This window comes from Streptomyces sp. NPDC038707, assembly GCF_040636485.1.
Classification (GTDB): Bacteria; Actinomycetota; Actinomycetes; order Streptomycetales; family Streptomycetaceae; genus Streptomyces.
In genome coordinates this window covers 247,962-274,434 of sequence record NZ_JBEZUP010000009.1, presented here as the reverse complement: position 1 = coordinate 274,434, position 26,473 = coordinate 247,962, and the positions used below count along the sequence as shown (strand labels likewise).

The following is a 26,473-nucleotide window of genomic DNA, read 5'->3' as shown; positions in this document are numbered from 1 at the left end:
ACGCTGCTGGCCGCCCGGGGTGACGGCAGGAAGATCATCCTGGCCGTGGACACGGTGAAGAAGCTGGCGGACGAGGAGATGAAGGTCGTCGTCGATCCCGCGAAGGGGATGACGAGGATCACCAAGCTGATGGACCCGGCCGAGGCCACCGGCGAGTACATCGGCGTCACCCTGATCGAGGGCGACGCGGCGGCGGACCTGGCCGACGCGCTGAAGACGGTCTGGGAGACCGACCCGCAGCAGTTCTACGAGCACGGTTACCAGGAACTGGTCGACCGGGGCTTCCGCATCGACGTGGCGCCGATCGGCGAGGTCGACTGGGTCGAGATCGACAACCACGACGACCTGGCCCGAGGACGGGAGATCGCGTGCCGGTACTGACCCGGCTGATTCCCTCGCCGGTCGTCGTGGACATCCGCCCGGGTGCCCTGGACGACCTGGCGAGCGTCCTCGCCGACCAGCACATCTCGCCGTCCGGCCGCATCGCCGTCGCGGCCAGCGGCGGCTCCGGGGCCCGGCTGCGCGAGCGGATCGCCCCCACCCTGCCCGGTGCCACCTGGTACGAGGTGGGCGGCGGCACCCTGGACGACGCCATCCGGCTGGCCGACGAGATGAAGCCCGGCCGGTACGACGCGGTGGTGGGCCTGGGCGGCGGCAAGGTCATCGACTGCGCGAAGTACGCCGCGGCGCGCATCGGGCTGCCGATGGTCGCCGTCGCCACCAACCTCGCGCACGACGGCATCTGCTCGCCCGTGTCGATACTGGGCAACGACGCCGGCCACGGTTCGTACGGCGTGCCCGCGCCCATCGCCCTCCTGGTGGACCTCGCGGTGGTGCGGGAGGCGCCGATCCGCTTCGTCCGTTCGGGCATCGGCGACGCCCTGTCCAACATCTCGGCGGTCGCGGACTGGGAGCTGTCCCACCGGGTCAACGGCGAGAAGGTCGACGGCCTGGCCGCCGCCATGGCCCGGCAGGCCGGCGAGAGCGTGCTGCGCCACCCGGGCGGCTGCGGTGACGACGGGTTCCTCACCGTGCTGTCCGAGGCCCTCGTGCTGTCGGGCATCGCCATGTCGATCGCCGGTCACACCCGGCCCTGCTCGGGCGCCTGCCACGAGATCAGCAACGCGCTCGACCTGCTGTACCCGAAGCGGGCGGCGAGCCATGGCGAGCAGGTGGGCATCGCCGCCGCCTTCGCCACGCATCTGCGGGGCGACCACGAGGGCGCCCGGCAGCTGGCCGGTGTGCTGCACCGCCACGGCCTGCCCGTGGTGGCCGAGGACATCGGCTTCGCCGACGACGAGTTCGTCCGGGCCGTGCGGTTCGCCCCGGAGACCCGGCCGGGCCGGTACACCATCCTCGAACACCTCGGGCTGTCGCCGGAGGGCATCGGGGAGGCGTACGCGGAGTACGTCGCCACGGTCGGGGCCTGAGCCGTGGCCCGGTTTGACCCCCCTGGCCGTGGCCCCGTACCCTGGACCGTCGGCGTGTCCACTGAACACGCCACATCCCCGTAAACCTCTTCCTCCCGGGCACACGGTTGGCCGGGAGAGGTCGTCTGTGGTGTTTCTGGGCGGCTGGCCTGCGGGGGTGCCGGTTCTGAAGCGAGCGAAAGTGAGATCCGCGTGTACGCCATCGTGCGCAGCGGTGGTCGCCAGCACAAGGTTGCTGTCGGCGACATCGTTGAGGTTGACAAGATTTCCACCGCCAAGGTTGGCGACACGGTCGAGCTCTCGACCCTGCTCGTTGTCGACGGCGACTCCGTGACCAGCGACCCGTGGGTGCTGGCCGGCATCAAGGTCCAGGCCGAGGTCGTGGACCACCACAAGGGCCAGAAGATCGACATCCTGCGCTACAAGAACAAGACCGGTTACCGTCGTCGGCAGGGTCACCGCCAGCAGTACACGGCGATCAAGGTCACGTCGATCCCCACGGCTGCGAAGTAAGGGACTGAGGAGATATGGCACACAAGAAGGGCGCATCGTCCACCCGGAACGGTCGCGACTCCAATGCCCAGCGGCTCGGCGTGAAGCGCTTCGGCGGTCAGGTCGTGAACGCTGGTGAGATCCTGGTCCGCCAGCGCGGCACCCACTTCCACCCCGGCGCCGGTGTCGGCCGTGGCGGCGACGACACGCTGTTCGCCCTCCAGGCCGGTGCGGTGGAGTTCGGTACCCACCGCGGCCGCAAGGTCGTGAACATCGTTCCGGTCGCCTGAATCACCAGATCGTCTGATCGCCTGATTCAGCGCTGAACGCTTTCGCGAGGCGGACCTCACTTCCCCGGCGGGAAGGCAGGTCCGCCTTTCGCGTGTTGACCCAGGTAACACCCGCTCGTCTTTTGGAGGCACCCCACCATGACCACCTTCGTGGACCGCGTCGAACTGCATGTCGCCGCGGGTAACGGAGGCCACGGCTGTGCCTCCGTCCACCGTGAGAAGTTCAAGCCGCTCGGCGGCCCCGACGGCGGCAACGGCGGCCGGGGCGGCGACGTCATCCTGACCGTCGACCAGTCGGTCACGACGCTGCTCGACTACCACCACTCCCCGCACCGCAAGGCCACCAACGGCAAGCCCGGCGAGGGCGGCAACCGCTCCGGCAAGGACGGCCAGGACCTGGTCCTGCCGGTCCCGGACGGCACGGTCGTGCTGGACAAGGCGGGCAACGTGCTCGCCGACCTGGTCGGCCACGGCACCTCGTACATCGCCGCGCAGGGCGGCCGGGGCGGTCTCGGCAACGCGGCGCTGGCCTCGGCCCGCCGCAAGGCGCCCGGCTTCGCGCTGCTCGGCGAGCCCGGCGACCTGCACGACATCGTGCTGGAGCTGAAGACGGTCGCGGACGTGGCCCTCGTCGGCTACCCGAGCGCCGGCAAGTCCTCGCTGATCTCCGTGCTCAGCGCGGCCAAGCCGAAGATCGCCGACTACCCGTTCACGACGCTGGTCCCGAACCTCGGCGTGGTGACCGCGGGCTCCACCGTCTACACCATCGCCGACGTGCCCGGCCTGATCCCCGGCGCCAGCCAGGGCCGCGGCCTCGGCCTGGAGTTCCTGCGCCACGTGGAGCGGTGCAGCGTGCTGGTGCACGTGCTGGACACCGCCACGCTGGAGTCCGACCGCGACCCGGTCTCCGACCTCGACGTCATCGAGGCCGAGCTGCGGGAGTACGGCGGCCTGGACAACCGGCCCCGCATCGTCGTCCTGAACAAGATCGACGTACCGGACGGCAAGGACCTCGCCGAGATGGTCCGCCCCGACCTGGAGGCCCGCGGCTACCGCGTCTTCGAGGTGTCGGCCGTGGCCCACACGGGTCTGCGCGAGCTGACCTTCGCCCTCGGCGAGCTGGTCGCCAAGGCGCGGGCCGCGAAGCCGAAGGAGGAGGCGACCCGGATCGTCATCCGGCCCAAGGCCGTGGACGACGCGGGCTTCACCGTCGTACGCGAGGACGCCGGCGGCGAGCCGCTGTTCCGGGTGCGCGGCGAGAAGCCGGAGCGCTGGGTCCGCCAGACCGACTTCAACAACGACGAGGCCGTCGGTTACCTCGCCGACCGGCTGAACCGTCTCGGCGTGGAGGAGCAGCTGATGAAGGCGGGCGCCCGCGCGGGCGACGGCGTCGCCATCGGCCCCGAGGAGAACGCGGTGGTCTTCGACTGGGAGCCCACCGTCATGTCCGGCGCGGAGATGCTCGGCCGCCGCGGCGAGGACCACCGCTTCGACGAGCCCCGGCCCGCGGCCCAGCGCCGCCGGGACAAGCAGGCCGAGCGCGACGAGGCCCTGCAGGAGTTCGACGACTTCGAGCCGTTCTGAGCGGTGCCGGTCGTGGACCGGCGGGGGCGGTGACGCCCGGGGCGGCGCCGTGCGGCGCCGCCCTTTCGCGTCCTACGGGTGCCGGTGCCGCCAGCCCTGCCAGGCCGACTCGATCATGTCGTCCAGGTCGTGCGCGGCGGACCAGCCCAGTTCCCGGCGGATGCGGTCGGCGGAGGCCACCACGCGGGCCGGGTCGCCGGGACGGCGCTCGGTGACCTCGGGCCGCACGTCCTCGCGGCCGGTGACCTTGAGGATGCGGTCCACCATCTCGCGCACCGAGCTGCCCTCGCCGCGGCCGATGTTGAGGACGAGGGACGTGCCCGCCTCGGCGCTCGTCAGGCGGCGGGCGGCCGCGAGGTGCGCGCCGGCGATGTCCTGGACGTGGATGTAGTCGCGCACGCAGGTGCCGTCCGGCGTGGCGTAGTCGTCGCCGAAGATCCGCGGCGCCTCATCGGCTTCGAGCCGCTCGAAGACCATGGGGATGAGGTTGAAGACACCCGTGTCGGCGAGGGCGGGCTCGGCCGCGCCGGCCACGTTGAAGTAGCGCAGCGAAGCGGCCCGCAGGCCGTGGGCCCGGGCGGCGGCGGCGATCAGCCACTCGCCGATCAGCTTGGTCTCGCCGTACGGGCTCATGGGCACGCAGGGGGTGTCCTCGGTGACGAGGTCCACGTCCGGCATGCCGTACACCGCGGCGGAGGAGGAGAAGACGATGCGGTCGACTCCGGTGGCGGTCATGACCTCCAGCAGGGTCTGGAGCCCGGTGACGTTCTCCCGGTAGTAGTGCAGCGGCTGTTCGACGGACTCGCCGACCTGCTTCTTGGCCGCGATGTGCACGACGCCGGTGACGCCGTGCTCACGGATGGTCCGCTCCAGCTTGTCGGCGTCCAGGACGCTGCCGACCACCAGGGGCGTGCCCTCGGGCACCCGGTCGGCGCTGCCGGTCGAGAGGTCGTCGTAGACAATGGTCTCCTCGCCCCCCTGGATCAGGGTGCGGACCACGTGCGCGCCGATATATCCGGCGCCACCAGTTACCAGCCAGCTCATCGTCACCTCTCCACAGCGGCGGTCAGTCCGTTCAGCCTGTCTCCCGGTCCCGGAAAAATCGAATCGGGCAAATCTGCTCTCATATGAAGAAATGGGGCAATGCTGCTACGGTGACTGTCGGTAGGACGCCAAGTGGCCCGGACGGTAACAACCTGTTGATCCTCTACGCTGATGAACGGTGCTCTCGGGTCGGTGATGGCCGCATGGGCCGGCCGCGATCGCGTCGTCAACGTCCACCACGGAGACAGGTTGCCAATGATGCCCAGGCTCTCTCTCGTCGTCCCCGTCTACAACGTGCAGGGCTACCTCGTCGAGTGCCTTGAGTCGGTCCTCGGGCAGGACTTCCGGGACTTCGAGATCGTCGCCGTCGACGACTGCTCCCCGGACGGTTCCGGCGCCCTGCTCGACGAGTACGCCGCCCGGGACGAACGCATCCGTGTGATCCACCTCTCGGAGAACGTCGGCCTCGGACGGGCGCGCAACGCCGCTCTGGAAGAGGCACGGGGCGACTACGTTCTGTTCCTGGACAGCGACGACACACTGGCGCCGGGGTCACTCGCCGCGATAGCGGAGCGGCTGACCGCCGCCGGTGATCCCGATGTACTGATCTACGACTACGTACGCACCTACTGGAACGGCGAGACCCGTCCGAACCAGAAGGCACTCCTGCTGAAGGAAGCCGGCCCGGGGGTGTTCTCCCTCGCCGAGCGTCCCCAGCTGCTCAGCCTCCTGCAGATCGTCTGCAACAAGGCCTACCGCAGGGACTTCATCGCCCAGGAGGGCTTCACCTTCCCGCCGGGTTACTACGAAGACGCCCTGTGGACGTTCCGCTCCCTGATCAGCGCCGAGCGCATCGCCGTGCTGGACCGCGTCTGCCTGCTGTACCGGCAGCGGCGCGAGGGCGGCAACATCCTGAGCACCGTCAGCCGCAAGCACTTCGACATCTTCGAGCAGTACCGCCGCGTCTTCGAGTTCCTCGACACGCGCGCGGACGCCGAGCGGTGGCGCGCACCGATCTTCCGCAAGATGGTCGACCACTACCTGGCGATCCTGGAACGTCCCGGCCGGCTGCCGCGGGACGCGCGCGCCGAGTTCTTCCACCGCGCCGCCGCCGACTACCGGGCCCGGACACCGGCCGGCTTCCAGAAGCCCGCCGGGTCCCGCGGCAAGAAGTACGCGCTGCTGGAGCGCGACGCCTACGCCGGTCTGGTCGGCGCCAAGGCGGTCGTGAAGCTCCGGGCCAAGGCCGGCGGCTACGCCCGCACCACCCTGGGCCGCACCAGGCGCACCGCGCTGAGCCTCGACTACCGGCACCAGCTCAGACTGCCGCTCGACGAGAACCTCGCGGTCTTCTCCGCCTTCGGGGGCCGCGGCGTGACCTGCAACCCGGCGGCCATCGCCACCGAGGTGGCCCGTCTCGCGCCGCACATCCGCCGGGTCTGGGCGGTCCGCCCGGACGCGGTGGACCAGGTGCCCGAGGGCGTCGACTTCGTGCGGGTGGGGTCGCGCGAGTACTGGGCGGCGCTCGCCCGCGCCACCTACCTCGTCAACAACGTGAACTTCCCGGACGCGGTGGTGCGGCGGCCGGGCCAGATCCATGTGCAGACCCACCGCGGCACCCCGCTGAAGTCCATGGGACTGGACCGGCGGCAGTACCCGGCCTCGGCGAACATCGACTTCGCCGCGATGCTGCAGCGCTGCGACCGCTGGGACTTCAGCATCGTCGCCAACCACTTCTCGAGCGCCGTGTGGCAGCGCGCCTACCCCTGCTCGTACACCTCCCTGGCGACCGGCTACCCGCGCAACGACGTCCTCCTCAACTCCACCGCCGAGGACGTACGGGAGGCCCGCCGCGCGCTCGGCGTGGCCGAGGACGCGACGGTCTTCCTGTACATGCCGACGCACCGGGAGTACCAGCGCGGCGTCGCGCCGCGGCTCGACCTGGAGAAGCTGGCCGGACGGCTGGGGCCGGACGCCGTGCTGCTCGTGCGGGCCCACCCCGACGACCACCCGGCGAAGACGCCGGCCGGCTCCCCGTCCGAGGGCCGGATCATCGACGTGTCCGGCCACCTCGCGGTCGAACGGCTCTACCTCGCCGCCGACTGCCTGGTCACCGACTACTCGTCGGCCATGTTCGACTACGCGAACCTGGACCGGCCCATCGTGATCTACGCCGACGACTGGGAGACCTACTCCGTCGTGCGCGGCACCTACTTCGACGTGCTCACCCAGGCTCCCGGGGCCGTCGCCACCACCGAGGAGGAACTGGCCGACGTGCTCGGTTCCGGCGCCTGGCGCGGGGAGCGGGCCGCCCTGGCCCGCGACCGGTTCCGGCGCCGCTTCTGCGACTTCGACGACGGCCGCGCGGCGGAGCGCGTGGTGCGCCACATCTTCCTGAAGGAGGACCTCGCCGACCTGCCGCCGGTCGTCCCGCTGGACGAGCGCACCCCCGCCCCCGCACCGGGGCCGTCCCGCGACGCACCGGCTCTCACCCCCACCACCATGAGGTAGCCGCCCAGTGCTCCAGAGACCCGACACCACGCCCGACATCAGCGTCGTCGTCATCGTCTACAACGACGCCGCACGACTGCCGACGGCCGTGCAGTCGGTCCTGGAGCAGACCCTGCGCAATGTCGAGGTCGTCATCGCCGACGACTGCTCCACCGACGGGTCCTACGAGGTGGCGCGGCAGCTGGCCGCCCGCTCGGACCGGGTGCGCGCGATCCGGCTGCCGGAGAACAGCGGCGGCTGCGGCGAACCGCGGAACCAGGGCGTCGCCGTCGCCCGCGGCCGCTACGTGATGTTCCTGGACAGCGACGACACGCTGGAGCCGAACGCCTGCCGCAACCTGCTGGAGGCCGCCGAGAACACGGGGGCCGACCTGGTCTCCGGGCTCTGCCTGCGCGTCCACACGGACAGCCGGCACGGCAAGAAGGCCCCGTGGTACCCGTGGCTGTACCGGGAGACGCGCACCTTCGGCTCCGTCGCCGAGATACCGGACCTGATGGTCTTCGACACCCTCTCGACGAACAAGTGCTACCGGCGTGAGTTCCTGCTGGAGGGCGGCCTCGCCTTCCCCAAGGGCATCCACTACGAGGACCTGCTCTTCTCCGCGCGGGCGTACCTGGCCGCCTCCCGGATCACCCTGATCCCCAACACGGTCTACCACTGGAACGTGGCCGAGAAGGCCGCCGCCAAGTCGATCAGCAACCGGCGCCACGAGATCAACAACTTCGCCGACCGCGTCGAGATCCACCGCAGGATCGACCGCGTCCTCGAGGAGCGGGGCCGGCCGGAGCTGAAGCTCCACAAGGACCGCAAGTTCCTCAAGCACGACCTGGTGCTGTACCTGCGCGACCTGCCCTTCCTGGACGACGACTACCGCCGGCGGTTCGCCTCGCTGGCCCGCGACTACCTCCGCGACTTCCCCCCGGAGGCCTACGAAGGGCTGTCGCCGGTCCACCGGCTCTGCGCCTTCCTGCTGCTGCGGGAGGACTGGAAGAACCTCACCCCGGCGATCGACACGCTCATCAACCCGCGCAAGGTGTCCAGCCCGCTGACCGAGCGCGACGGCCGGGTCTACTGGTGCGCGGAGCACCTCGACGACCCGCTGGCCCGCAGGATCCTCGACGTGACCGACCTCGGCCACCACGCCCGGCCCGTCGAGCGCCTGTGGCTGCGCAACCAGGTGACCTCCTACGCGGAGAAGCCCGGGGGCATCAGGATCTCCGGCGCCGTCGTCAACCCGCTCGGGGTGATCCCGCCGGACGCCGAGCTGAAGGCCGAGCTGGAGTTCCGCGCCCGCCGCAGGAGCCCGCAGACCTTCCGGTTCCCGGTGCGGCGGGTGCGGCACGAGGGCGACTCGGTGGTCTGGGAGGCCGTCGTGCCGCTGGCGGCGCGGTTCCGTCCCCTCGGCATCGTCGACGAGGTGTGGGACGTACGCCTGTACCTGAGCGTCGACGGGGTCCGGACCGGCAGCCGGCTGACCGTCGGCCGGACCGCGCTGGAGGACGCCGGCGTGGTCCGGGTCCGGCCCCGGCTCGGCCGGATGACCGCCGACCGCCTCGTGCCGCACGCCTCGGCCAAGGGCCACCTGGCCTTCCGGCTCGCCCAGCACGGCGCGCTCGCCCGGCGCACCTCGGCGCTGGTGCGGCGCAACCTGCACAGCCCGCCCGCCGCGCTGGCCAAGAAGACGGCACGCAAGGTGCTCGCGGTGCGCAAGGACCTGCACTCGGGCCCGCGGAAGATCGCCGCGTACCACCGCATGATCCGGCTGCTGCCCGTCCGCAAGGGCACCGTCGTCTTCGAGAGCCACCTCGGCAAGCAGTACGGCGACAGCCCGCGGGCCGTCTACGAGGAGCTGCGCCGCCGTGACCTGCCCTTCCACGCCATCTGGTCCTACGCCGGTGAGCGCCCCACGGGCTTCCCCGAGGACGCCGAACTGGTGCGCCGCTGGTCCTGGCCCTACCTCCGGGCGCTCGCCCAGGCCGAGTTCTGGATCGACAACCAGGGTTTCCCGCTGAAGCTGGGCAAGCGCCCGGAGACCACGTACATCCAGACCTGGCACGGCTCCGCCCTCAAACGGATGGGGTTCGACGAGCCGAAGTACCGGGTCATGCCGGAGCACGAGCAGCGCGCCTACCAGGAAGCCATCGACCGGTTCGACTACTTCGTGGTGCGCGGCCGGCACGACGAGCGGACCCTCGCCCCCGCCTACCGGATCAGCGAGGACCGCCTCCTGCGCACCGGCTACCCGCGCAACGACGCGCTGGTCCGGGCCAAGGACGCGGGCGCCCCCGACCCGGTGGCCCGGGAACTCGCGGAGCGGCTCGGCATCCGCCCGGACCGCCCGGTGGTGCTGTACGCCCCGACGTTCCGGGAGCGGAACGGCAAGGTCCGCACGTTCGAGTTCCCGTTCGACGTGGACGAGTTCGCCGACCGCTTCGGCGACCGCCTCACCCTGCTGGTGCGCACCCACTACCTCAACCACGTCACGCTGCCGCCCTCCGTCGCGGGCCGGGTCGTCGACGTCGGCGGCGAGCCGGACATCACCCCGGTTCTCCTGCTCGCGGACGCGCTCGTCACCGACTACTCCTCGGTGATGTTCGACTACGCGCTCCTGCGGCGGCCCATGGTGTTCTTCACCTACGACTGGGAGGAGTACGCCGGCAGCAGCCGCGGCACGTACTTCGACCTGGCCGAGGAGGCCCCCGGCCCGGTCGTCCACACGGCGGAGGACCTCTTCGACGTCCTGGAGGACCTGGACCGTCTCGCCCGCGACCAGGAGGCGCGCCTCAAGGAGTTCGTGGCCCGGTACGGCGAGTACGACCGCGGCGACGCCGCCGCCCGGATCGTCGATCGCTTCTTCGGAACCCGGGGAGACGCACGATGACACAGCGCGACATCATCTTCGTGGCCAACGAGGTCAACGAACTCGGCGGAGTCGCTCGCTGGCAGGCGCTGATGGCCTCCCTGTTCGCCGCGCGGGGCCACCGGGTCACCATCGTCGGCATCGCGCCGCCCGAGGTCCCCATGGACCTGGGTGACAACCCGCCCTTCGGCACGATGACGCTCTACGACGCGCGCCCGCCCGCCCGCCGGCAGCCCCGCACCCTGCTGGACCGGGCCGACCTGCGGGCCCGGCGCCGCGAGGCCGCGCGGGAGCGGGGCATGCGGGAGGCCGCCGAGCGGCTGTCGGCCGTCTTCCGGGCCGCCCGGCCCGGGGCGATGATCATCGTGACGCAGGTGTGGGCCATGGAGTGGGTGGCCCTCGCGGACACCGCGGGCCACCCGGTCATCGGCATGAGCCACGAGTCCTACGCGTACTCGCGCGGCTCCTCGCGCTGCGGGCGCATCGAGCGGTACTACAAGGACGTCGACCGTTTGTTGCTGCTGACCCGCGAGGACGCCGACCGGTGGATCGGCCGGGGCCTGAACAACGTCGGCTACATGCCCAACCCGCTGCCGATGATGCCCAAGACCCCCTCCGAGCGCACCGAGAAGGTTGTCGCGAGCATCGGCCGGCTGGGGCACCAGAAGGGCATCGACATGCTCCTGGACGCGTGGGCGGAAGCGGCGCCGAAGCACCCCGGCTGGCTCCTGAGGATCTACGGCTCCGGCCCCGAGGAGGAGGCCCTGCGCCGCCAGTGCACCCGGCTCGGCCTGGACGCTCGGGTGGAGTGGGCGGGCCAGACCGACGACGTCGCCGCCGCGCTGCGGGGCGCGTCCGTGTTCGTCCAGTCCTCCCGGGGCGAGGGCTTCCCGCTGGCCCTGCTGGAGGCGATGGCCTGCGCGGTGCCGTGCGCGGCCTTCGACTGCGCGCCGGGCGTGCGCGAGATCGTCCGCGACGAGGAGGACGGTCTCCTCGCCCGCCCCGGAAACGTCCCCGAACTCGCCCAGAAGCTGGGGCGGTTGATGGAGGACGCCGAACTGCGCGACAGCATGGGGGAGCTGGCCCGCAAGAACGTCCGGCGGTACGCGCCGGAGGTCATCCGGGACCGGTGGGAAGAACTGTTCGGGTTCCTGGAGCGCTGACGCCGTCAGCCCGGGAGAACGAAGGCCAGCAGCACCATGACGAACACCCAGAGTGGACGGGTGCCTGATACCTCGCCGGGTAGGGGACGCCCTTCGGGTCCGCGCCCCGGCGCTGGTCCTCCGCGTACCCGCGCAGCAGCTTCCGCGACGGGAAGAAGCCGATGGCGAGCGGGCGGGGCCGACGGCGTCGCGGCCGTGGCCCTGTCCTGTGCGTGCGGAGGCACGGAGTCCTGTGCGTGCGGAGGCTCGGAGTCCTGTGCGTGCGGAGGTACGGATCACCACGCCGGCCGCCGAGGCGACGGTGGCCGGGACCTCAGGCCCTGAGGTCTTCCCGGTCCCCCATCACCACCACCGGGTGCGCCTTCGGGTCGAGCGTGCGCAGCAGGTACCGCATGTCCGACGCCGACTGGCTCACGCACGCCGACGTTCCGCTGCCGTGGTCCACGTGCAGCCAGATGCCGCCGCCCTTGGACTGCCCCAGTGGACGGACCGGATCGTTGGGCGGGGTGCCCTTCACCCGGTTGTAGTCGATGGCGATGACGTAGTCGAAGTCGTGCCAGTAGGACTTCTTCCAGTAGTGCGGCGCCTGGAAGGCCGCGGACCTGGTGTAGGGCAGCCTGGCCCGCGGCGCGGCGTCCACACCGCCCGCGTCGGTCAGCGTGAACACGCCCACCGGACTGCGCAGGTCCCCCTCGTGGTGGTCCGTCGTCCAGCCCTTGCGGCCGTTGTGCCCGGACCAGGAACGCTCCCGCTTCCACTCGGAGCCGTGCTTGGCGAAGAGGGCGATGGACGAGTCGGGGGAGTCCTTGCCCGCGCCGTACACGACGACCACCTGACGGGAACCGGCCGGCACGCGGTCCCACAGCCGGTCCCCGACGCCGGGAACGCGCTTCAGCGCCGTGTGCGGCTGGGCGTCGTCCGTCCGGGCGTGCGCGGCCGGCTTCCCGTGGGCCGAGGAACCGCACCCCGCGAGAGTCATCATGATCATCGCACCGCAGGCCGCGCCGACGGCGGCACGTGTCGAACCCGATAGACGCATGAGCCCGATGATCGCAGACCGGTCCGCACCGACGGCCGCGGCCCCGTGGCGGTTCCGTGGCGGTTCCGAAGCGGTCTCGAAGCGGTTCCGGAGCGGCTCCGAAGCGGGGTTCCACACGGGGGACGGGACGCTCCGGCGGTGCCCAACCGGTCGCACTCGGCGGCCGGACCCCCTGCCTGAGAGCCCGTTCGCCGCTGTCCATCCAGCGGACCCCGGCGCACCATCCACACGGCTTCGCGTAGATTGCCGCACAGGCAGCCGGACAGCGCGCGAGGGGACGGAAGGCACCGTGGCAAGGGCAAGGCAGGCCGTGGGCGAGGCCCGCAGGATCGTCGTCAAGGTGGGCTCCTCGTCGCTGACCACCGCCGAGGGCGGCCTGGACGCCGACCGCGTCGACGCCCTCGTGGACGTCCTCGCCAAGAGCCGGAGCGGAGGCGAGCGGGAGATCGTCCTGGTCTCCTCCGGTGCCATCGCCGCCGGCCTCGCCCCGCTCGGCCTGCGCCGCCGCCCCAAGGACCTCGCCCGCCAGCAGGCCGCCGCCAGCGTCGGCCAGGGCCTGCTCGTCGCCCGCTACACCGCCTCCTTCGCCCGTTACGGCGTCCGCGTCGGCCAGATCCTGCTCACCAGCGACGACATGAGCCGCCGCGCCCACCACCGCAACGCCTCCCGCACCCTGGACGAACTGCTCGCGATGGGCGCCTTCCCGATCGTCAACGAGAACGACACCGTCGCCACCGACGAGATCCGCTTCGGCGACAACGACCGCCTCGCCGCGCTCGTCGCCCACCTCGTCCACGCCGATCTGCTCGTCCTCCTGTCCGACGTCGACGGCGTCTACGACGGCGACCCCAGCCGGCCCGGCACCTCCCGGATAGCCGAGGTGAGGGGACCGCAGGACCTCGCGGGCGTCGAGATCGGCAGCGCGGGCAAGGCGGGCGTCGGCACCGGCGGCATGGTCACCAAGGTGGAGGCCGCCCGGATCGCCGCCGCCGCCGGCATCCCGGTGGTGCTCACCAGCGCCGTCCACGCGGCCGAGGCACTGGCCGGCGGCGACACCGGCACCTACTTCCACCCCACCGGCAAGCGCTCCGCCGACCGGCTCCTGTGGCTCCAGCACGCCTCCACCCCGCAGGGCGCCCTCACCCTGGACGACGGCGCGGTGGACGCGGTGGTGAACGGGCGCAAGTCGCTCCTGCCCGCCGGAATCGCCGCCGTGGAGGGCGAGTTCAGCGCCGGTGACCCCGTCGAACTGCGGGACGCGCGGGGCCGCGCGGTGGCCCGGGGACTCGTCAACTTCGACGCCAAGGAGATCCCCCTGCTGATCGGGCGTTCGACCCGCGAGCTGGCGCGCGAGCTCGGTGCCGCGTACGAACGCGAGGTCGTACACCGGGACGATCTGGTGCTCCTGCACGCGTAAGGGCTCGCAAAACCACTCGTAAAGCGGAGCGTACGGAACGACCCCGGTGGGGGACGTTCCGTAAAACCCCCACGCGAAGTCCTGCGGCCTGCTCAACTTTGTCTCGGGAACATGTTGAAGGGAACACGTTCCGTCAAGGGGCCAAGCGAGCCATACGGCCTTGCCGGCCATGCGTGAAGGAGGCCGTCGTGAGACGAGTGCGCCCGGGGGCGGCGTCCCGCGGTGCTCTGACGAGCGTCGCGGCCGGGGACACCTACGAGGAACCCAGGGACCTGCCCAGACTGTGGCATGTCACCCTGAGCGTCTCCGGTGACCAGGTCCCGCTGCCGGAACTGCGGCGGGCCCTGGAACAGCTCGCCCATGACCACCCCTTTCTGCTGACCAGCAGATACGCGACCGACCACGCGGAGATCCGGTACTGGGAAGAGGCCCGCGACCTGCACGACGCCGCCGCGGTGGCGCTGCGCCTGTGGGGCGAGCACCGGCTGAGCGCCGGACTGCCGCGCTGGGAGATCGTCGGCCTGGAGGTCATCGACCGCGAGACCTACCACCACCGCATCGCCGAGGGCTACGGCCCTCCGCCGGCGGCACCCGTGGGCGTCCACCCGTTCTGAGCGGGGCGGCGGCCGGACCGCGGCGGCCGGGACTGCCGCCGGGGCCGGGGCGGAGATGGGCCGCGAGGTGGGCGGCGGGCCCTGGGTGCTGATGGGCGCGAGCCGGGGCGCTGGGGCCTCGGGTGCCGGTGGGCCGCGAGGTGGGGCGGTGGGGCCTGGGTGCTGATGGGCGCGAGCCGGGGTGGCGGGCGCGGCGGCTCGGGGGAGGGGCTCCGGGAGGGGCTCGGGGGAGGGGAACACCCCTTTTGGGGTGTCTCGGGGTGTGGGACGACCGCTGAAGCGCGGCGGCCCGCGCACTACCCTTCCCCCATGACCACGCTCTCGCCGTACGACTCGATGTCCCCGGTCACCCAGGCCGCCTACCGGGCCAAGGCCGCCGCCGCCGACCTCGCGCCGCTCCCGCGTGCCGTCAAGGACGACGCGCTGCTGGCCATCGCCGACGCCCTGGAGGTCCGGACCGCCGAGATCGTGGAGGCCAACGCCAAGGACGTGGCCAAGGCCCGGGAGAACGGCACCAGCGAGGCCATCGTCGACCGGCTCACCCTCACCCCCGAGCGGGTCCGCGCCATCGCCTCCGACGTCCGCGACGTGGCCAAGCTGCCCGACCCGGTCGGCGAGGTCGTCCGCGGCTCCACCCTCCCCAACGGCATCGACCTGCGCCAGGTCCGCGTCCCGCTCGGCGTCGTCGGCATCATCTACGAGGCCCGCCCGAACGTGACCGTCGACGCGGCCGCCCTGTGCCTGAAGTCCGGCAACGCCGTCCTGCTGCGCGGCTCCGCCTCCGCCTACGAGTCCAACACCGCCCTGGTCCGGGTCATCCGCGACGCCGTCGGCGGTGCCGGGCTCCCCGCCGACGCCGTCCAGCTCGTGCCCGGCGAGAGCCGCGACTCCGTCCGCGAGCTGATGCGCGCCCGCGGCCTGGTCGACGTCCTCATCCCGCGCGGCGGCGCCTCCCTGATCCGGACCGTGGTCAACGAGTCCACGGTCCCCGTGATCGAGACCGGCACCGGCAACTGCCACGTCTACGTCGACGCCCAGGCCGACATCGACACGGCCGTCGAGATCCTGATCAACTCCAAGGCCCAGCGGGTCAGCGTCTGCAACGCCGCCGAGACCCTCCTCGTCCACCAGGACATCGCCCCCGAGTTCCTGCCCCGGGCCCTGGACGCCCTCGCCGAGGCCGGGGTCACCGTCCACGCCGACGACCGGGTCCTGGCCTACGCCAAGGACTCGAAGGCCACCGTGGTCGAGGCCACCCCCGAGGACTGGGAGACCGAGTACCTCTCCCACGACATCGCCGCCGCGGTGGTCGACTCGCTGGACAAGGCCGTCGAGCACATCCGGCTGTGGACCTCCGGCCACACCGAGGCCATCGTCACCACCTCCCAGCAGGCCGCCCGCCGCTTCACCCAACTGGTCGACTCCACCACCGTCGCCGTGAACGCCTCCACCCGCTTCACCGACGGCGGCCAGTTCGGCTTCGGCGCCGAGATCGGCATCTCCACCCAGAAGCTGCACGCCCGCGGCCCGATGGGGCTGCCGGAGCTGACCAGCACCAAATACATCGTCACCGGCGACGGACACGTACGCCGCTGAGGTTCACCCGACCGGCCGAGCGCGCGCGGCTCCCGGGAACGCGGCCGAAAGGCGTCTCACCAGGCAGACGAATGTTCATACCGTCTGCCCAAATTGACCCCCCAGGTCTACTCTGGATCCGTGCCGGAGGACGTGGGGGGCACGCCGTTCCCTGACGGCTGGGAGCCCGACGACGACCACGACCGCGGGGTGTCGGACGAAGAGTTCGCCTCCGTGGTCTTCGACGAGGACTTCGTACGGGCGGCCACGATCCATGAGCCGTCCGCCGTCGAACGCCTCCTGGCCGCCGCCCAGGCCAGAGCCGAGGCCTCCGAGGCGGAGGCCCGCCGCGCCCACGCCCGGGGCGAGCGCTACGACGACGGTTACGGCCCCGAGGGCGCCGGATTCGGTCAAGATCATGACGATGAAGGGCCGGACGGCGCCTACGTCCTCGGAGACGGCCCCTACGGCCCGTACGGCAAGCAGGTCCGCTGGCACCGCCCCGTCGCCTGGGTCCTCGCCGTCGTGATGGGCATCGGCATGGTCGCCCTGGCCTTCGCCGCCGTCTACCGGGGAGGATCCTCGAGCACCCGCGACCGGGTGCCCGCGCCCGCCTCCACCGGCGTCGGCAAGGAAACCGCCTCCGCTCCCGCCGCCCCCGGTGATGATCCCCGGCCGGTCGTCTCGGCCGTTCCGCACTCCCCCTGAGAGCCGTTCGCGCGCCCGCCCGCGCCTGTTGAGCACCTGTCAGAAGTTGGCGGTGGCCGGGCGTTTACCCGGGGCGCGGCGAACCTACTCTGAAGGTATGGGCGGGCCTGGAGACCCACCGGAGGGGACACCCGAGGGCGGCCCCGGCGGTGCGGAGGACGAATACCGATCCGTCGTCTTCGACGAGTCGTTCGTCCGTGCTGCCCGCCTCAGGGAGTCGTCCGCCGCGGAGCGGATGGCCGAGCACGCGCCCGCCGTGCGCCGCCGCCCGCCCCTGCGCCGCGGACTCACCCGGCAGGCCCTGATCCTCGCCCTGCTGATCGCCGTCGCCTTCGGCACCGCGATCTACCTCGGCGTCCGCCACCCCTACGGCTCCGCGCAGGCCCGCCGGCCCGTGGAGCCCCTGCGCATGACGGTCATCCCCCTCGCCCCGCAGGGCAAGGTGCCCGGCGCCGCCGACCCCGAGAGGCTGTTCGCCCGCAGCCCCGCCGCCCCCTTCGACACCGGTGCCGAGGGCATCCCGCTGCCGGCCTCGCGCAGCACCGCCCACTTCTCCGACAGCCAGGTGACGACCGCCCTCACCACCGTCAAGGACTACATCGTCCGCTCCTCCCTCGACCCCGAGGTGCTGGCCGGCCGCGAGGTGCGCCCCCTGCGGGCCCTGGTCGACTCCGGGCAGCTCGACCAGTTCGACCGGAGCCTCGCCCACCCCGCCGCGGACGGGCGGCACGCCTCCACGGGCTGGCTGGTCCGCATCGACCCCACGCGAGCCCGGCTGGCCGACGACCGGATCCGCGTCTTCGGCACGCTGAGGACCGCCGAGGCCGACGCGGCGACGCTGGAGGTCTCCGCCGACCACACCTTCGTCTACGCCCTGCGTCCCGCCGGAGCCGCCTCCGACGCCCCCGCCTCCCTCTTCACGGTCCGTCGCGAGCTGACGTTCCAGCTGGACCGCGACGACCTGCGCACCCGCCAGGTCCGGCTGAGCACGGCCTACGTCCAGGCGGGCCCCCTCGCCTGCGCCGAGGACTCCGCCGCCTACCTGCGCCCCCTGCTGGCCGGCCAGACGGCCAGGACGGGCGGCCCCGCGGGTACCAACCCCTACGACACGGACAGCCCGGCGTCCCTGTGCGGCACGCTGGCCCCGGGGGCGCAGCCGAGGGTGTGAGGCCGCCGTCGTGCCGTGAAGCACCGGGCCCGCCGTGGGCGCGGTGCGCCGGTCGCCGGAATCCGGCCGAAGCCGAGCCGCTGAGCCGTCGAGTCGCCGAGCCGTCGGCTCCCGCGCTCCCCGGACTCGCCCGGCGAGGGCGGCCGAGGTCAGGACGGGGGCGGGCCGGAGCAGGACTGGGCCCGGGGTTACTTGTCCGTGCCCGGTGCCTCGTCGCCCGTCGCCGGCGGCGGGCTCCGGAAGCCGTCGAAGCCGCGCCGGACCCGTCCGCCCAGGTCGCCCGCCCCGCCCGCGAGATCCGAGACCAGCTTCATCAGCGGATCCTTGGAACTCTTCACATCGCTCGCGTAGCTCGCCGCCGACTCACGGAAGGAGTCGCCGACGGAGGTGTCCTTGTCCTCGCTGCGCCGCGGGTAGTGGCCGTCCATGAGCCGCTGGTAGTCCCGCGACTCGGCCCACTTCTTCAGCTCGGCGGCCCGCACGGTGGTGAACGGGTGGGAGCGGGGCAGCACGTTCAGGATCTTCAGCACGGAGTCGCGCAGATCGCCGCTGGACTCGTACTCCTCGGCCTGCTCGAGGAACGCGTCCACGTTCATCTCGTGCAGATGGTTGCCGCCCGCGATCTTCATCAGACCCCGCATCGAGGCCCGCACGTCCTGGCCCACCAGCAGGCCCGCCCGGTCGGCGGACAGCTCCGACTTGCGGAACCACTCCCGCAGCGCCGTGACGATGGCCGTGACCGCGAGACTGCCCAGCGGGATCCAGGCGACCTTCACCGCGAGGCTGGTCAGGAACAGCAGGACCGTGCGGTACACCGAGTGCCCGGACAGCGCGTGCCCCACCTCGTGCCCGACGACCGCCCGCATCTCCTCCTCGTCGAGCAGCTCCACCAGCCCCGTGCTGACCACGATGACCGGCTCGTCCAGACCGACGCACATCGCGTTCGGCCGCGGGTCCTGTGTGACGTACATCGGCGGGACCTTCTCCAGGTCCAGGATGTAACAGGCGTCCAGCAGCATGTCGTGCAGGTGGGAGAACTGCCGCTCGGAGACCCGCACCGAGTCGGACAGGAACAGCAGCCTCAGGCTCCGCTCCGGCAGCAGCCCGCTGAGCGCCTTGAACACGGTGTCGAAGCCGCTCAGCTTGCGCAGCGCGACCAGGGCCGAGCGGTCCGCCGGGTGCTCGTACGCACGTGAGGAGATCCCCGGGAAACGCCTGCGCTGCCTCCCGGGCAGCCGCTCGTGCCCGGTCTGCTGCCGGCCGTCGTCGGACATGTCTTCCCCCTGTACGTGTCGAGGCCCACCGCGCCCCCGAGGCGGGGCCCGGCCCAGGCGGAGATACCGTGGACAGGCAGTACACCCGAAGGAGTCCCCGCCATGGAGCACCACCCCGCAGCCGCCCGGCTGACCGAGGCCGCAGCGAGCGCCGTCCAGCAGCACGGGGCGGGCAACCTGCTCCGCATCGTCCTGATCGTGATGGTCCTCGGCTGTGTGCTGACCGCCTGGTTCCTGCTGAGCGGCTACAAGCGCAAGGACGACTGACACCCGGCGAAAGTTCCCCGCCCGCCCGGACGGTGAACGAACTCCGCCGGGGCCGGCCGCCGGCGTCCTCGCGGCCCCAACGGCGGAGTCGGGGTGATCGCCCCGGGGCCACCCGCTTACGATGGGCTGACATCTTTATTCCGCCCACACGCGATAGGTCCTGCCGAAGATGAGCTTCCACAGCGCCGCAGCCCAGTTGGTCACCCTTGCCGCCGAGGGCGAGGAGCACGGCGGAAACCACAACAGCCTGAACCCGGCCATCACCGGCGGCAGCGCCCTGATCATCCTGCTCCTGCTGCTGTGGATCACCACGCGCTTCAACCGCGACCGCTGAACGGGGACCCCGTCCCCGGCCGGACGTTCGATGCCGGGCCGGTAGGGTCTGCACGCATGGGAGAGCAGGACATGCCTACCGGTCCGGCGCGCGAGACGGCCGGCGACACGGTGAAGCACCCGCAGTACGGACCGGGCAACGCCCCCGCCCACACGGGCAAGCGGCGCCTGGGTGTCATGGGCGGGACATTCGATCCGATCCACCACGGGCACCTGGTGGCGGCCAGCGAGGTCGCCGCGCAGTTCCAGCTGGACGAGGTGGTCTTCGTCCCCACCGGTGAGCCGTGGCAGAAATCCCACCGCAACGTCTCCCCGGCCGAGGACCGCTACCTGATGACGGTCATCGCGACCGCCGAGAACCCGCAGTTCTCCGTCAGCCGCATCGACATCGACCGCGGCGGCCCCACCTACACCGTCGACACCCTGCGCGACCTGCGTGCCCTCAACCCGGACACCGACCTCTTCTTCATCACCGGCGCCGACGCCCTCGCCCAGCTGCTGACCTGGCACAACTCCGAGGAACTGTTCTCCTACGCGCACTTCATCGGCGTCACCCGCCCCGGCCACCACCTGACCGACCCGGGCCTGCCGGAAGGCGGCGTCTCGCTGGTCGAGGTGCCGGCCCTCGCCATCTCCTCCACGGACTGCCGCGCGCGAGTCGCCAAGGGCGACCCCATCTGGTACATGGTCCCGGACGGAGTCGTGCGCTACATCGACAAGCGCGAGCTGTACCGCGGCGGCGAGTGAGCCGAGAGGGGCACCGGTGAACGACCGATACGACGCGGGTGACGCGGGCTACGGCGCCGTCCCGTACGAAGTCGTCGGCTACGACGAGTACGGCCGGCCCGTGTACCAGCAGGTACCGGCCGAGCAGGCACCCCAGCCCCAGCAGGTCCCGCAGGCCCAGCCGGCGGCCTACGACCCGTACGCCCAGCAGCAGGGCTACGGCTACGACCCGTACGCCACCGGCGGCCAGCCACCGGCCGGCTCCTACGCGCCCGGACACCAGCAGCCGGGCTACGACTCCTACGCCGCCTACGACCCCTACGGCTCCCCGGCCCCTTACGACCCGTACGCCACCGGCACCGGCACCCAGGACGCCGGCGGCTACGACCCCTACGGGCAGACCGCGGGCAGCGGCCGGCAGCCCCGCGCCGCCGAGCAGACCGCCTACATCCCGCAGCAGGCCGGCCCCGCGGAGGACGGCCGGGGCGCGCAGGACGGCCCGGACGCGCAGGACGGTCGGGGCGCTCAGGACGGTCCGGGCGGGGAGGAGACCGGGTCCGGCCTGGGCGAACCGGACTACCGCACCGAGCAGTTCGCCTTCGTCGAGGAGCCGGACGGCGACTCCGAGGACGTCATCGACTGGCTGAAGTTCACCGAGAACCGCACCGAGCGCCGTGAGGAGGCCCGCCGCCGCGCCCGCAGCCGGTTCATCGCCCTGCTCGTCGTCCTCGCGCTCGTCGTGGCCGGCGGGGTCGGCTACCTCTGGTACGCCGGAAAGCTGCCCGGTCTGTCCTCCTCAGGCGGCCCGGACGGCACCGCCACGGCGGTCACCGCCCAGAAACGCGACGTGCTCGTCGTCCACCTGCACAACACCGTCAAGGGCGGCACCTCCACGGCGCTGCTGGTCGACAACACCACCACCAAGCAGGGCACCACGGTCCTGCTGCCCAACTCCCTGGCCCTGACCGACGACGACGGCTCCACCACGACCCTCGCCAAGTCCGTGGACGACGACGACACCTCCGGCACCCGCGACCAGCTCGACACCGTCCTCGGCACCAGCATCCAGGGCAGCTGGCGGCTCGACACCCCCTACCTGCAGAACCTCGTCGACCTCGTCGGCAACATCGAGATCGGCACCGACACCGACGTGCCCGACCCGGACGCCAAGAAGAAGGGCGCCGCGCCGCTCGTCCACAAGGGCCAGGACCAGACCCTCAGCGGCAAGATGGCCGTGGCCTACGCCACCTACCGCGCTCCCGGCGAGTCCGAGAACGCCCAGCTCCAGCGGTTCGGCCAGGTCATGCAGGGGGTGCTGCGCAAGCTGTCCTCCGACCCGGCCGCCGCCACCGTCACCGTGCAGACGCTCGCGCAGATCCTCGATCCGCCGCTCACCGACAAGGACCTCGGCACCTTCCTCGCCCGGCTCGCCGACCTCGCCAAGAGCGGCGACTACCGGACCGCCCTCCTGCCGGTGCGGTCCGACGGCACGCTCAGCACCGAGACCAGCGACAGCGTGGTGAAGGACATCCTCGGCGGCACCGCGAAGAGTCCCGACGCCGGCTCCGCGGTCCGGGTCTCCGTCCAGAACGCCACCGGGGTGAAGGACGACACGGAGAAGGCCCGCGTCGTGCTCCTCAACGGCGGCTTCACCTTCCTGGAGGGCGGCAGCGCCTCCGGCGTCCAGGCCGCCTCGAAGGTGACCTACGCGGACGCCGCCGACCAGGCGAAGGCCACCGAGGTCGCCAAGACCCTCGGCCTGCCCGCCGGCTCCGTGACCAAGGGCGCCGTCTCCTCCGGTGCCGACGTCTCGGTGGTCCTCGGCCGCGACTACAAGCCGTCCTCGTCCTGACCCCGGTGCGGGGGCTCCCGGCCGGGAGCCCCCGGGGCCGCCGTAATCCCGTGGGGTGTGCCGGGCGGTCCGTGAGACCCTTGATGGCAAAAGACCGCCGACGGAAAGCCATGTAGTGACCGCCACAGACCGTTCCCTTGAGCTCATCAACACCGCCGCCCAGGCTGCGGCCGACAAGCTCGCCCACGACGTCATCGCCTACGACGTGAGCGACGTACTGTCGATCACGGACGCCTTCCTGCTCGCGTCCGCGCCGAACGACCGCCAGGTCAAGGCCATCGTCGACGAGATCGAGGAGCGCCTGCTGAAGGAACTCGGCGCCAAGCCGGTCCGCCGCGAGGGCGACCGCGAGGCCCGCTGGGTCCTGCTCGACTACGTCGACATCGTCGTGCACGTCCAGCACAGCGAGGAGCGGGTCTTCTACGCCCTGGAGCGGCTGTGGAAGGACTGCCCCGAGATCGAACTGCCCGCCGACGCCAAGGCGACCCGGGGCAAGGCCGAGGAGCACGCCCGGCTGCAGGCCGCCGAGGCCGACCAGGAGCCGGACGGGGAGTGGTGATGAGCGCCACAGGTGAGGTGACCGACCGCAAGGGCCGGGGCCGCCGCATCATCCTGTGGCGGCACGGCCAGACCTCGTGGAACGTCGAGCGCCGCTTCCAGGGCACCACGGACGTGGAGCTGACCGAGACGGGCCTGGGCCAGGCCCGCCGCGCCGCACGGCTGCTGGCCTCCCTGCGGCCCGACGCGATCGTCTCCTCGGACCTGCGGCGGGCCGCGCGGACGGCCGCCGAGCTGGCCGCTCTCACCGGCCTCGACGTCACCCGCGAGGAGGGCCTGCGCGAGACCTACGCGGGCGTCTGGCAGGGGCTGACGCACGAGGAGATCATCGCCCGCCACGGCGAGGAGTACGCCGCCTGGAAGCGCGGTGAAGCGGTCCGCCGCGGCGGCGGCGAGCTGGAGACCGAGGTCGCCGACCGCGCCGCCCCCGTCGTGCTGCGGCACGCCGAGAAGCTGCCCGAGGACGGCACCCTCGTCGTCGTCAGCCACGGCGGCACCATCCGCACCACCATCGGCCGGCTGCTCGGTCTGGAGGCCCGGCACTGGGAGAGCCTCGGCGGCCTCTCCAACTGCTGCTGGTCCGTGCTCGGCGAGGGCGCCCGCGGCTGGCGCCTGCTGGAGCACAACGCGGGCACCCTCCCGGAGCCCGTCCTCGGCGACGACGACTGACCGTCCCGGGGCCCCCGGTGACCGTCCCGGGACCCCGGGACCCCGGATTTCACTTTCCGGCAGGTCACAGGCTAAAGTTCTTCTTGTTCGCCCCGCCGAGCGGGAAGAACACCAGGGGCTATAGCTCAGTTGGTAGAGCGCCTGCATGGCATGCAGGAGGTCAGGAGTTCAATTCTCCTTAGCTCCACTGATCGACACTCTGTTGAGTTGTCAAAGATCGGTGATGAGGATCCCGTCCCCACCTGGGGGCGGGATTTTCTGTGTTCAGCCGTGGACGACCTCCTTGTCCGCCGGCGGGAGGAGGCGCTCCCTCTGCTCCCGCAGCAGCGTGATCTTCGCCCGCGCGTCCTCGTCCACCGGGGTGTAGACCACGATCCGGCACTCGGGCATCCCGTCGACGGACAGTGACTGCGAGGTCATCCGCATCTCGCCGACCGCCGGGTGCCGGAAGGTCTTCACCCGGGGCCCCGGAGGCACCACCTCGCAGCTCGCCCACAGCTCCGCGAACCAGGGACTCGCCGCCGCCAGCCCGCGTATGTAGTCCGCCCAGGCCGGCTCGCCCACGTGTCTGCCGTAGGAGGACCGCAGAGTCGCCACCATCAGAGGCAGCTCCACCTCCCGGTGCACCAGCGGGCAGACCTCCTCCGGCAGCGTGAACAGCGTCCACAGCACGTTCGGCAGGCCCGTGTCGGCGGCCCCGCTCAGCGGGACCAGGAACAGGTCGCGGTAGGCGGCGTTGGTGGCCAGGACGTCGTACCGGGCGTTGTAGACCACCGCCAGCATCGGGTCCAGGGCGTCGATGATGTCCTGGACCTCCGCGCTCACCCGCCGGCTCAGCCCCTCGGAGTCCGGCTCGAAGGGCACCTCCGCCAGCCGGTACAGGTGCTCCCGCTCCGGTGGGTCCAGCCGCAGCGTGCGCGCCACCGCGTCCAGCACCTGCGGCGAGGCGTTGATCGGCCGGCCCTGCTCCAGCCACGTGTACCAGGTCACGCCGACCCCCGAGAGCTGAGCGACCTCCTCCCGGCGCAGTCCGGGGGTGCGCCGCCGCAGCCCCGGCGGCATCCCCACATCGGCCGGCGTGACCCGGGCCCGCCTGCTGCGCAGGAAGACCGCCAGTTCCGGCCTGCGTCGCTGTGTCCTCGTCCCCATCGTCCAGCCCCCGTTCTCGCCGTCTCATCGTCCGTGCCCGGGCCCGTCCCTGCCAGGTGCTGGCAGTACCAGCATCAGCGGGCACTCGGCACCCGTACCGGCCCGTCGTCACGCTCGACGCCATGACGACGACATCCCGGACCGGGCCGGGCACCGAGCCCGTTCCGAACCTTGCGAACAGTCAATCACCCGCCACTGACAGTGACCTCGCGGTCGCCGTCCGGGCGGATCCAACCGTCACGGACAGTGAAGCACCCGCCACTGACAATCGGCCCCGCCTGCTGCTCGGTGTGCTGCTCGCCGCCCTGTTCATGGCGGCGCTCGACGTGTTCATCGTGAACGTCGCCGCCCCCTCGATCGGCTCCGGCCTGCACGCCTCGGGTGCCGACCTGCAACTCGTCATCGCCGGCTACACCATCACCTACTCCGTGCTGCTGATCACCGGCGCCCGGCTCGGGGACCGGCTCGGCCACGGCCGGGTGCACCTCGCCGGACTGGCCCTGTTCACCGCGGCCTCCCTCGCCTGCGGACTGGCGTGGGGCGCGACCGAGCTGATCGTGTTCCGGCTGGCGCAGGGCGCGGGCTCGGCGCTGATGATCCCGCAGGTGCTCAGCCTCATCCAGCGCACCTTCACCGGGGAGGCCCGGGCCCGGGCGCTCGGTGCCTACTCGGCGGTCCTGGCCGTCGGCGCGGCGGCCGGGCAGGTCGCCGGCGGGCTGCTGGTCAGCGCAGACCTGTTCGGCACCGGCTGGCGGCCGGTGTTCCTGGTCAACGTGCCGGTGGGCGCCGTGCTGCTCCTGCTGGGCCGCAAGGTGCTGCCGCTGGGGCGCACGGCCGGTCGGGAGCGAGCGCGGGCGCTCGACCTGCCCGGACTGGTGCTGCTCGGTGCCGCCGTGTCACTGCTGACCGTGCCGCTGGTGCTCGGACAGGAGAAGGACTGGCCGCTGTGGTCGTGGCTGTCGCTGGCCGGGGCCGCGGTGCTGTTCGCCGCGTTCTGCGGCTATGAGTCCCGGCTGGCCCGGCGCGGCGGCGCCCCGCTCATCAGGCCCCGGGTGCTGCGGCACCCCGGCATCGGGCGGGCCGTCTTCCAGATCCTCGCGGTGATGTCGGTCAACGCCGGCTTCCTCTTCGCGCTGACCCTGCACGTCCAGGGCGGCCTCGGCTACGGAGCCCTGCGGGCCGGGCTGAGCTTCGTACCGACCGCGGTCCTCTTCGGAGCCGTCAGCCTGACCTGGCGGAAGTGGCCGGCCGCCGGGCAGCGGGCGCTCGCGCCGGCCGGGTTCACGCTCACCGCGGTGTCCGTCGCCGTCGTGGGCCTCGCCTTCCACGGCGGCGGGTCGGGGGGAGCGCTGCTGTACGCGGGGTACGCGGGCACGGGCGCCGGGCTGGCGCTCGCGTTCAGTCCGACGCTCACCGGGGCGCTGGCCACCGTGCGGCCCGAGGACGCGGCGGACGCCAGCGGCCTGCTGTCGACGGTCGCGCAGCTCGGACAGCTGATCGGTGTGGCGGCTTTCGGCACACTGTTCCTGAACCGGATCGAGTCGTTCGGGCCCCTCGGCCCGCACCCCTCCGCGGAGGCGTTCTCGGTGTGTGCCTGGGCGCTGGCCGGGACGGCCGCGGCGGGCGCCGTGTCCGGACTGGTGCTGAGGCGTCGCTGACCGTATTGCTCCGGCCGTGGCAGAATCAAACGGCCGGAAGGGGACGCGGCCCGACGGGAGGGAGTAGCGATGCCTGCGAGCATCCTCGAGGA

At 72.0% G+C, this 26,473-nt stretch carries 23 protein-coding genes, 1 tRNA gene and 1 pseudogene; 21 read left to right on the top strand and 4 right to left on the bottom strand.

The window, feature by feature from the left end; all coding sequences use genetic code 11:
* From AB0E62_RS15705 to obgE, 5 genes and pseudogenes are all read left to right on the top strand, one after another.
* Window positions 1-381 (top strand): annotated as a pseudogene (locus AB0E62_RS15705) (phosphocholine cytidylyltransferase family protein); the annotation flags it as partial.
* Window positions 369-1,430, top strand: coding sequence for an iron-containing alcohol dehydrogenase family protein (locus AB0E62_RS15700; protein WP_362192815.1), 1,062 nt, complete (start codon window positions 369-371; stop codon window positions 1,428-1,430). The pseudogene AB0E62_RS15705 and the gene AB0E62_RS15700, both read left to right, overlap by 13 nt.
* Window positions 1,431-1,622: 192 nt before the next feature.
* A complete protein-coding gene (gene rplU, locus AB0E62_RS15695) occupies window positions 1,623-1,943 on the top strand; it encodes a 50S ribosomal protein L21 (protein ID WP_028422127.1) in 321 nt (106 codons plus the stop codon).
* A 14-nt stretch (window positions 1,944-1,957) separates the two neighbouring features.
* Window positions 1,958-2,212 (top strand): 50S ribosomal protein L27, encoded by a 255-nt coding sequence (gene rpmA / locus AB0E62_RS15690; RefSeq protein WP_023550764.1) that lies wholly within the window; start codon window positions 1,958-1,960, stop codon window positions 2,210-2,212.
* A 138-nt stretch (window positions 2,213-2,350) separates the two neighbouring features.
* Window positions 2,351-3,796, top strand: coding sequence for a GTPase ObgE (obgE, locus tag AB0E62_RS15685; RefSeq protein ID WP_362192811.1), 1,446 nt, complete (start codon window positions 2,351-2,353; stop codon window positions 3,794-3,796).
* Between the two features lie 72 nt (window positions 3,797-3,868).
* On the opposite strand, the gene galE is transcribed toward obgE, so the two are convergent.
* Window positions 3,869-4,840, bottom strand: coding sequence for a UDP-glucose 4-epimerase GalE (gene galE / locus AB0E62_RS15680; RefSeq protein ID WP_362192808.1), 972 nt, complete (start codon window positions 4,838-4,840; stop codon window positions 3,869-3,871).
* Between the two features lie 258 nt (window positions 4,841-5,098).
* Between galE and AB0E62_RS15675 the strand changes: the two genes are divergently transcribed.
* Genes AB0E62_RS15675 through AB0E62_RS15665 form a run of 3 tightly spaced genes read left to right on the top strand, consistent with a single transcriptional unit; the run spans window position 5,099 to window position 11,374 of the window.
* Entirely contained in the window at window positions 5,099-7,351 is a 2,253-nt protein-coding gene (locus AB0E62_RS15675; protein WP_362192805.1) for a bifunctional glycosyltransferase family 2 protein/CDP-glycerol:glycerophosphate glycerophosphotransferase, read from the top strand.
* 7 nt (window positions 7,352-7,358) lie between these two features.
* Complete coding sequence (locus AB0E62_RS15670) at window positions 7,359-10,232, top strand: CDP-glycerol glycerophosphotransferase family protein (protein WP_362192802.1); 2,874 nt, start codon at window positions 7,359-7,361, stop codon at window positions 10,230-10,232.
* Window positions 10,229-11,374 (top strand): glycosyltransferase family 4 protein, encoded by a 1,146-nt coding sequence (locus AB0E62_RS15665; RefSeq protein ID WP_362192799.1) that lies wholly within the window; start codon window positions 10,229-10,231, stop codon window positions 11,372-11,374. Before AB0E62_RS15670 ends, AB0E62_RS15665 begins: the two co-directional genes overlap by 4 nt.
* A gap of 313 nt (window positions 11,375-11,687) precedes the next feature.
* Here the strand turns inward: AB0E62_RS15665 and AB0E62_RS15660 are convergent, their stop codons facing one another.
* Entirely contained in the window at window positions 11,688-12,356 is a 669-nt protein-coding gene (locus tag AB0E62_RS15660; protein WP_362192796.1) for a hypothetical protein, read from the bottom strand.
* A gap of 367 nt (window positions 12,357-12,723) precedes the next feature.
* Here AB0E62_RS15660 and proB point away from each other — a divergent pair, with 367 nt between their 5' ends.
* From proB to AB0E62_RS15635, 5 genes are all read left to right on the top strand, one after another.
* Window positions 12,724-13,830, top strand: a complete 1,107-nt coding sequence (gene proB / locus AB0E62_RS15655) for a glutamate 5-kinase (protein WP_362192848.1) — start codon at window positions 12,724-12,726, stop codon at window positions 13,828-13,830.
* A gap of 188 nt (window positions 13,831-14,018) precedes the next feature.
* Window positions 14,019-14,444: a hypothetical protein gene (locus tag AB0E62_RS15650; RefSeq protein WP_362192793.1), complete on the top strand. Its 426-nt coding sequence runs from the start codon at window positions 14,019-14,021 to the stop codon at window positions 14,442-14,444.
* A 309-nt stretch (window positions 14,445-14,753) separates the two neighbouring features.
* Window positions 14,754-16,040, top strand: a complete 1,287-nt coding sequence (locus AB0E62_RS15645; protein ID WP_362192790.1) for a glutamate-5-semialdehyde dehydrogenase — start codon at window positions 14,754-14,756, stop codon at window positions 16,038-16,040.
* 120 nt (window positions 16,041-16,160) lie between these two features.
* The gene (locus tag AB0E62_RS15640; protein ID WP_362192787.1) at window positions 16,161-16,727 is read left to right on the top strand and encodes a hypothetical protein; all 567 of its coding nucleotides are present in this window, start codon (window positions 16,161-16,163) and stop codon (window positions 16,725-16,727) included.
* A 97-nt stretch (window positions 16,728-16,824) separates the two neighbouring features.
* A complete protein-coding gene (locus tag AB0E62_RS15635) occupies window positions 16,825-17,895 on the top strand; it encodes a hypothetical protein (RefSeq protein ID WP_362192784.1) in 1,071 nt (356 codons plus the stop codon).
* Window positions 17,896-18,083: 188 nt separating this feature from the next.
* Here the strand turns inward: AB0E62_RS15635 and AB0E62_RS15630 are convergent, their stop codons facing one another.
* Window positions 18,084-19,169 carry a M48 family metallopeptidase gene (locus AB0E62_RS15630; RefSeq protein ID WP_362192781.1) on the bottom strand — a complete coding sequence of 362 codons (1,086 nt, stop codon included), beginning with the start codon at window positions 19,167-19,169 and terminating at the stop codon, window positions 18,084-18,086.
* Between the two features lie 102 nt (window positions 19,170-19,271).
* On the opposite strand from AB0E62_RS15630, the gene AB0E62_RS15625 reads away from it, so the two are divergent.
* From AB0E62_RS15625 to AB0E62_RS15595, 7 genes are all read left to right on the top strand, one after another.
* A complete protein-coding gene (locus AB0E62_RS15625) occupies window positions 19,272-19,436 on the top strand; it encodes a hypothetical protein (protein WP_362192778.1) in 165 nt (54 codons plus the stop codon).
* Window positions 19,437-19,605: 169 nt separating this feature from the next.
* A complete protein-coding gene (locus AB0E62_RS15620) occupies window positions 19,606-19,770 on the top strand; it encodes a hypothetical protein (protein ID WP_030605024.1) in 165 nt (54 codons plus the stop codon).
* Between the two features lie 56 nt (window positions 19,771-19,826).
* The gene (gene nadD / locus AB0E62_RS15615; protein WP_362192775.1) at window positions 19,827-20,516 is read left to right on the top strand and encodes a nicotinate-nucleotide adenylyltransferase; all 690 of its coding nucleotides are present in this window, start codon (window positions 19,827-19,829) and stop codon (window positions 20,514-20,516) included.
* A 16-nt stretch (window positions 20,517-20,532) separates the two neighbouring features.
* Entirely contained in the window at window positions 20,533-22,347 is a 1,815-nt protein-coding gene (locus AB0E62_RS15610) for an LCP family protein (protein ID WP_362192772.1), read from the top strand.
* Between the two features lie 115 nt (window positions 22,348-22,462).
* A complete protein-coding gene (rsfS, locus tag AB0E62_RS15605; protein WP_362192769.1) occupies window positions 22,463-22,906 on the top strand; it encodes a ribosome silencing factor in 444 nt (147 codons plus the stop codon).
* Window positions 22,906-23,574, top strand: coding sequence for a histidine phosphatase family protein (locus AB0E62_RS15600; protein WP_362192766.1), 669 nt, complete (start codon window positions 22,906-22,908; stop codon window positions 23,572-23,574). Before rsfS ends, AB0E62_RS15600 begins: the two co-directional genes overlap by 1 nt.
* A 114-nt stretch (window positions 23,575-23,688) precedes the next feature.
* Window positions 23,689-23,761 (top strand) — tRNA-Ala (locus tag AB0E62_RS15595).
* A 77-nt stretch (window positions 23,762-23,838) separates the two neighbouring features.
* On the opposite strand, the gene AB0E62_RS15590 is transcribed toward AB0E62_RS15595, so the two are convergent.
* On the bottom strand, window positions 23,839-24,723 hold the full coding sequence (locus AB0E62_RS15590) for a helix-turn-helix transcriptional regulator (RefSeq protein ID WP_362192763.1): 885 nt from the start codon (window positions 24,721-24,723) through the stop codon (window positions 23,839-23,841).
* Between the two features lie 293 nt (window positions 24,724-25,016).
* Between AB0E62_RS15590 and AB0E62_RS15585 the strand changes: the two genes are divergently transcribed.
* The gene (locus AB0E62_RS15585; RefSeq protein ID WP_362192845.1) at window positions 25,017-26,381 is read left to right on the top strand and encodes an MFS transporter; all 1,365 of its coding nucleotides are present in this window, start codon (window positions 25,017-25,019) and stop codon (window positions 26,379-26,381) included.
* The last annotated feature ends 92 nt before the right edge of the window (window positions 26,382-26,473 follow it).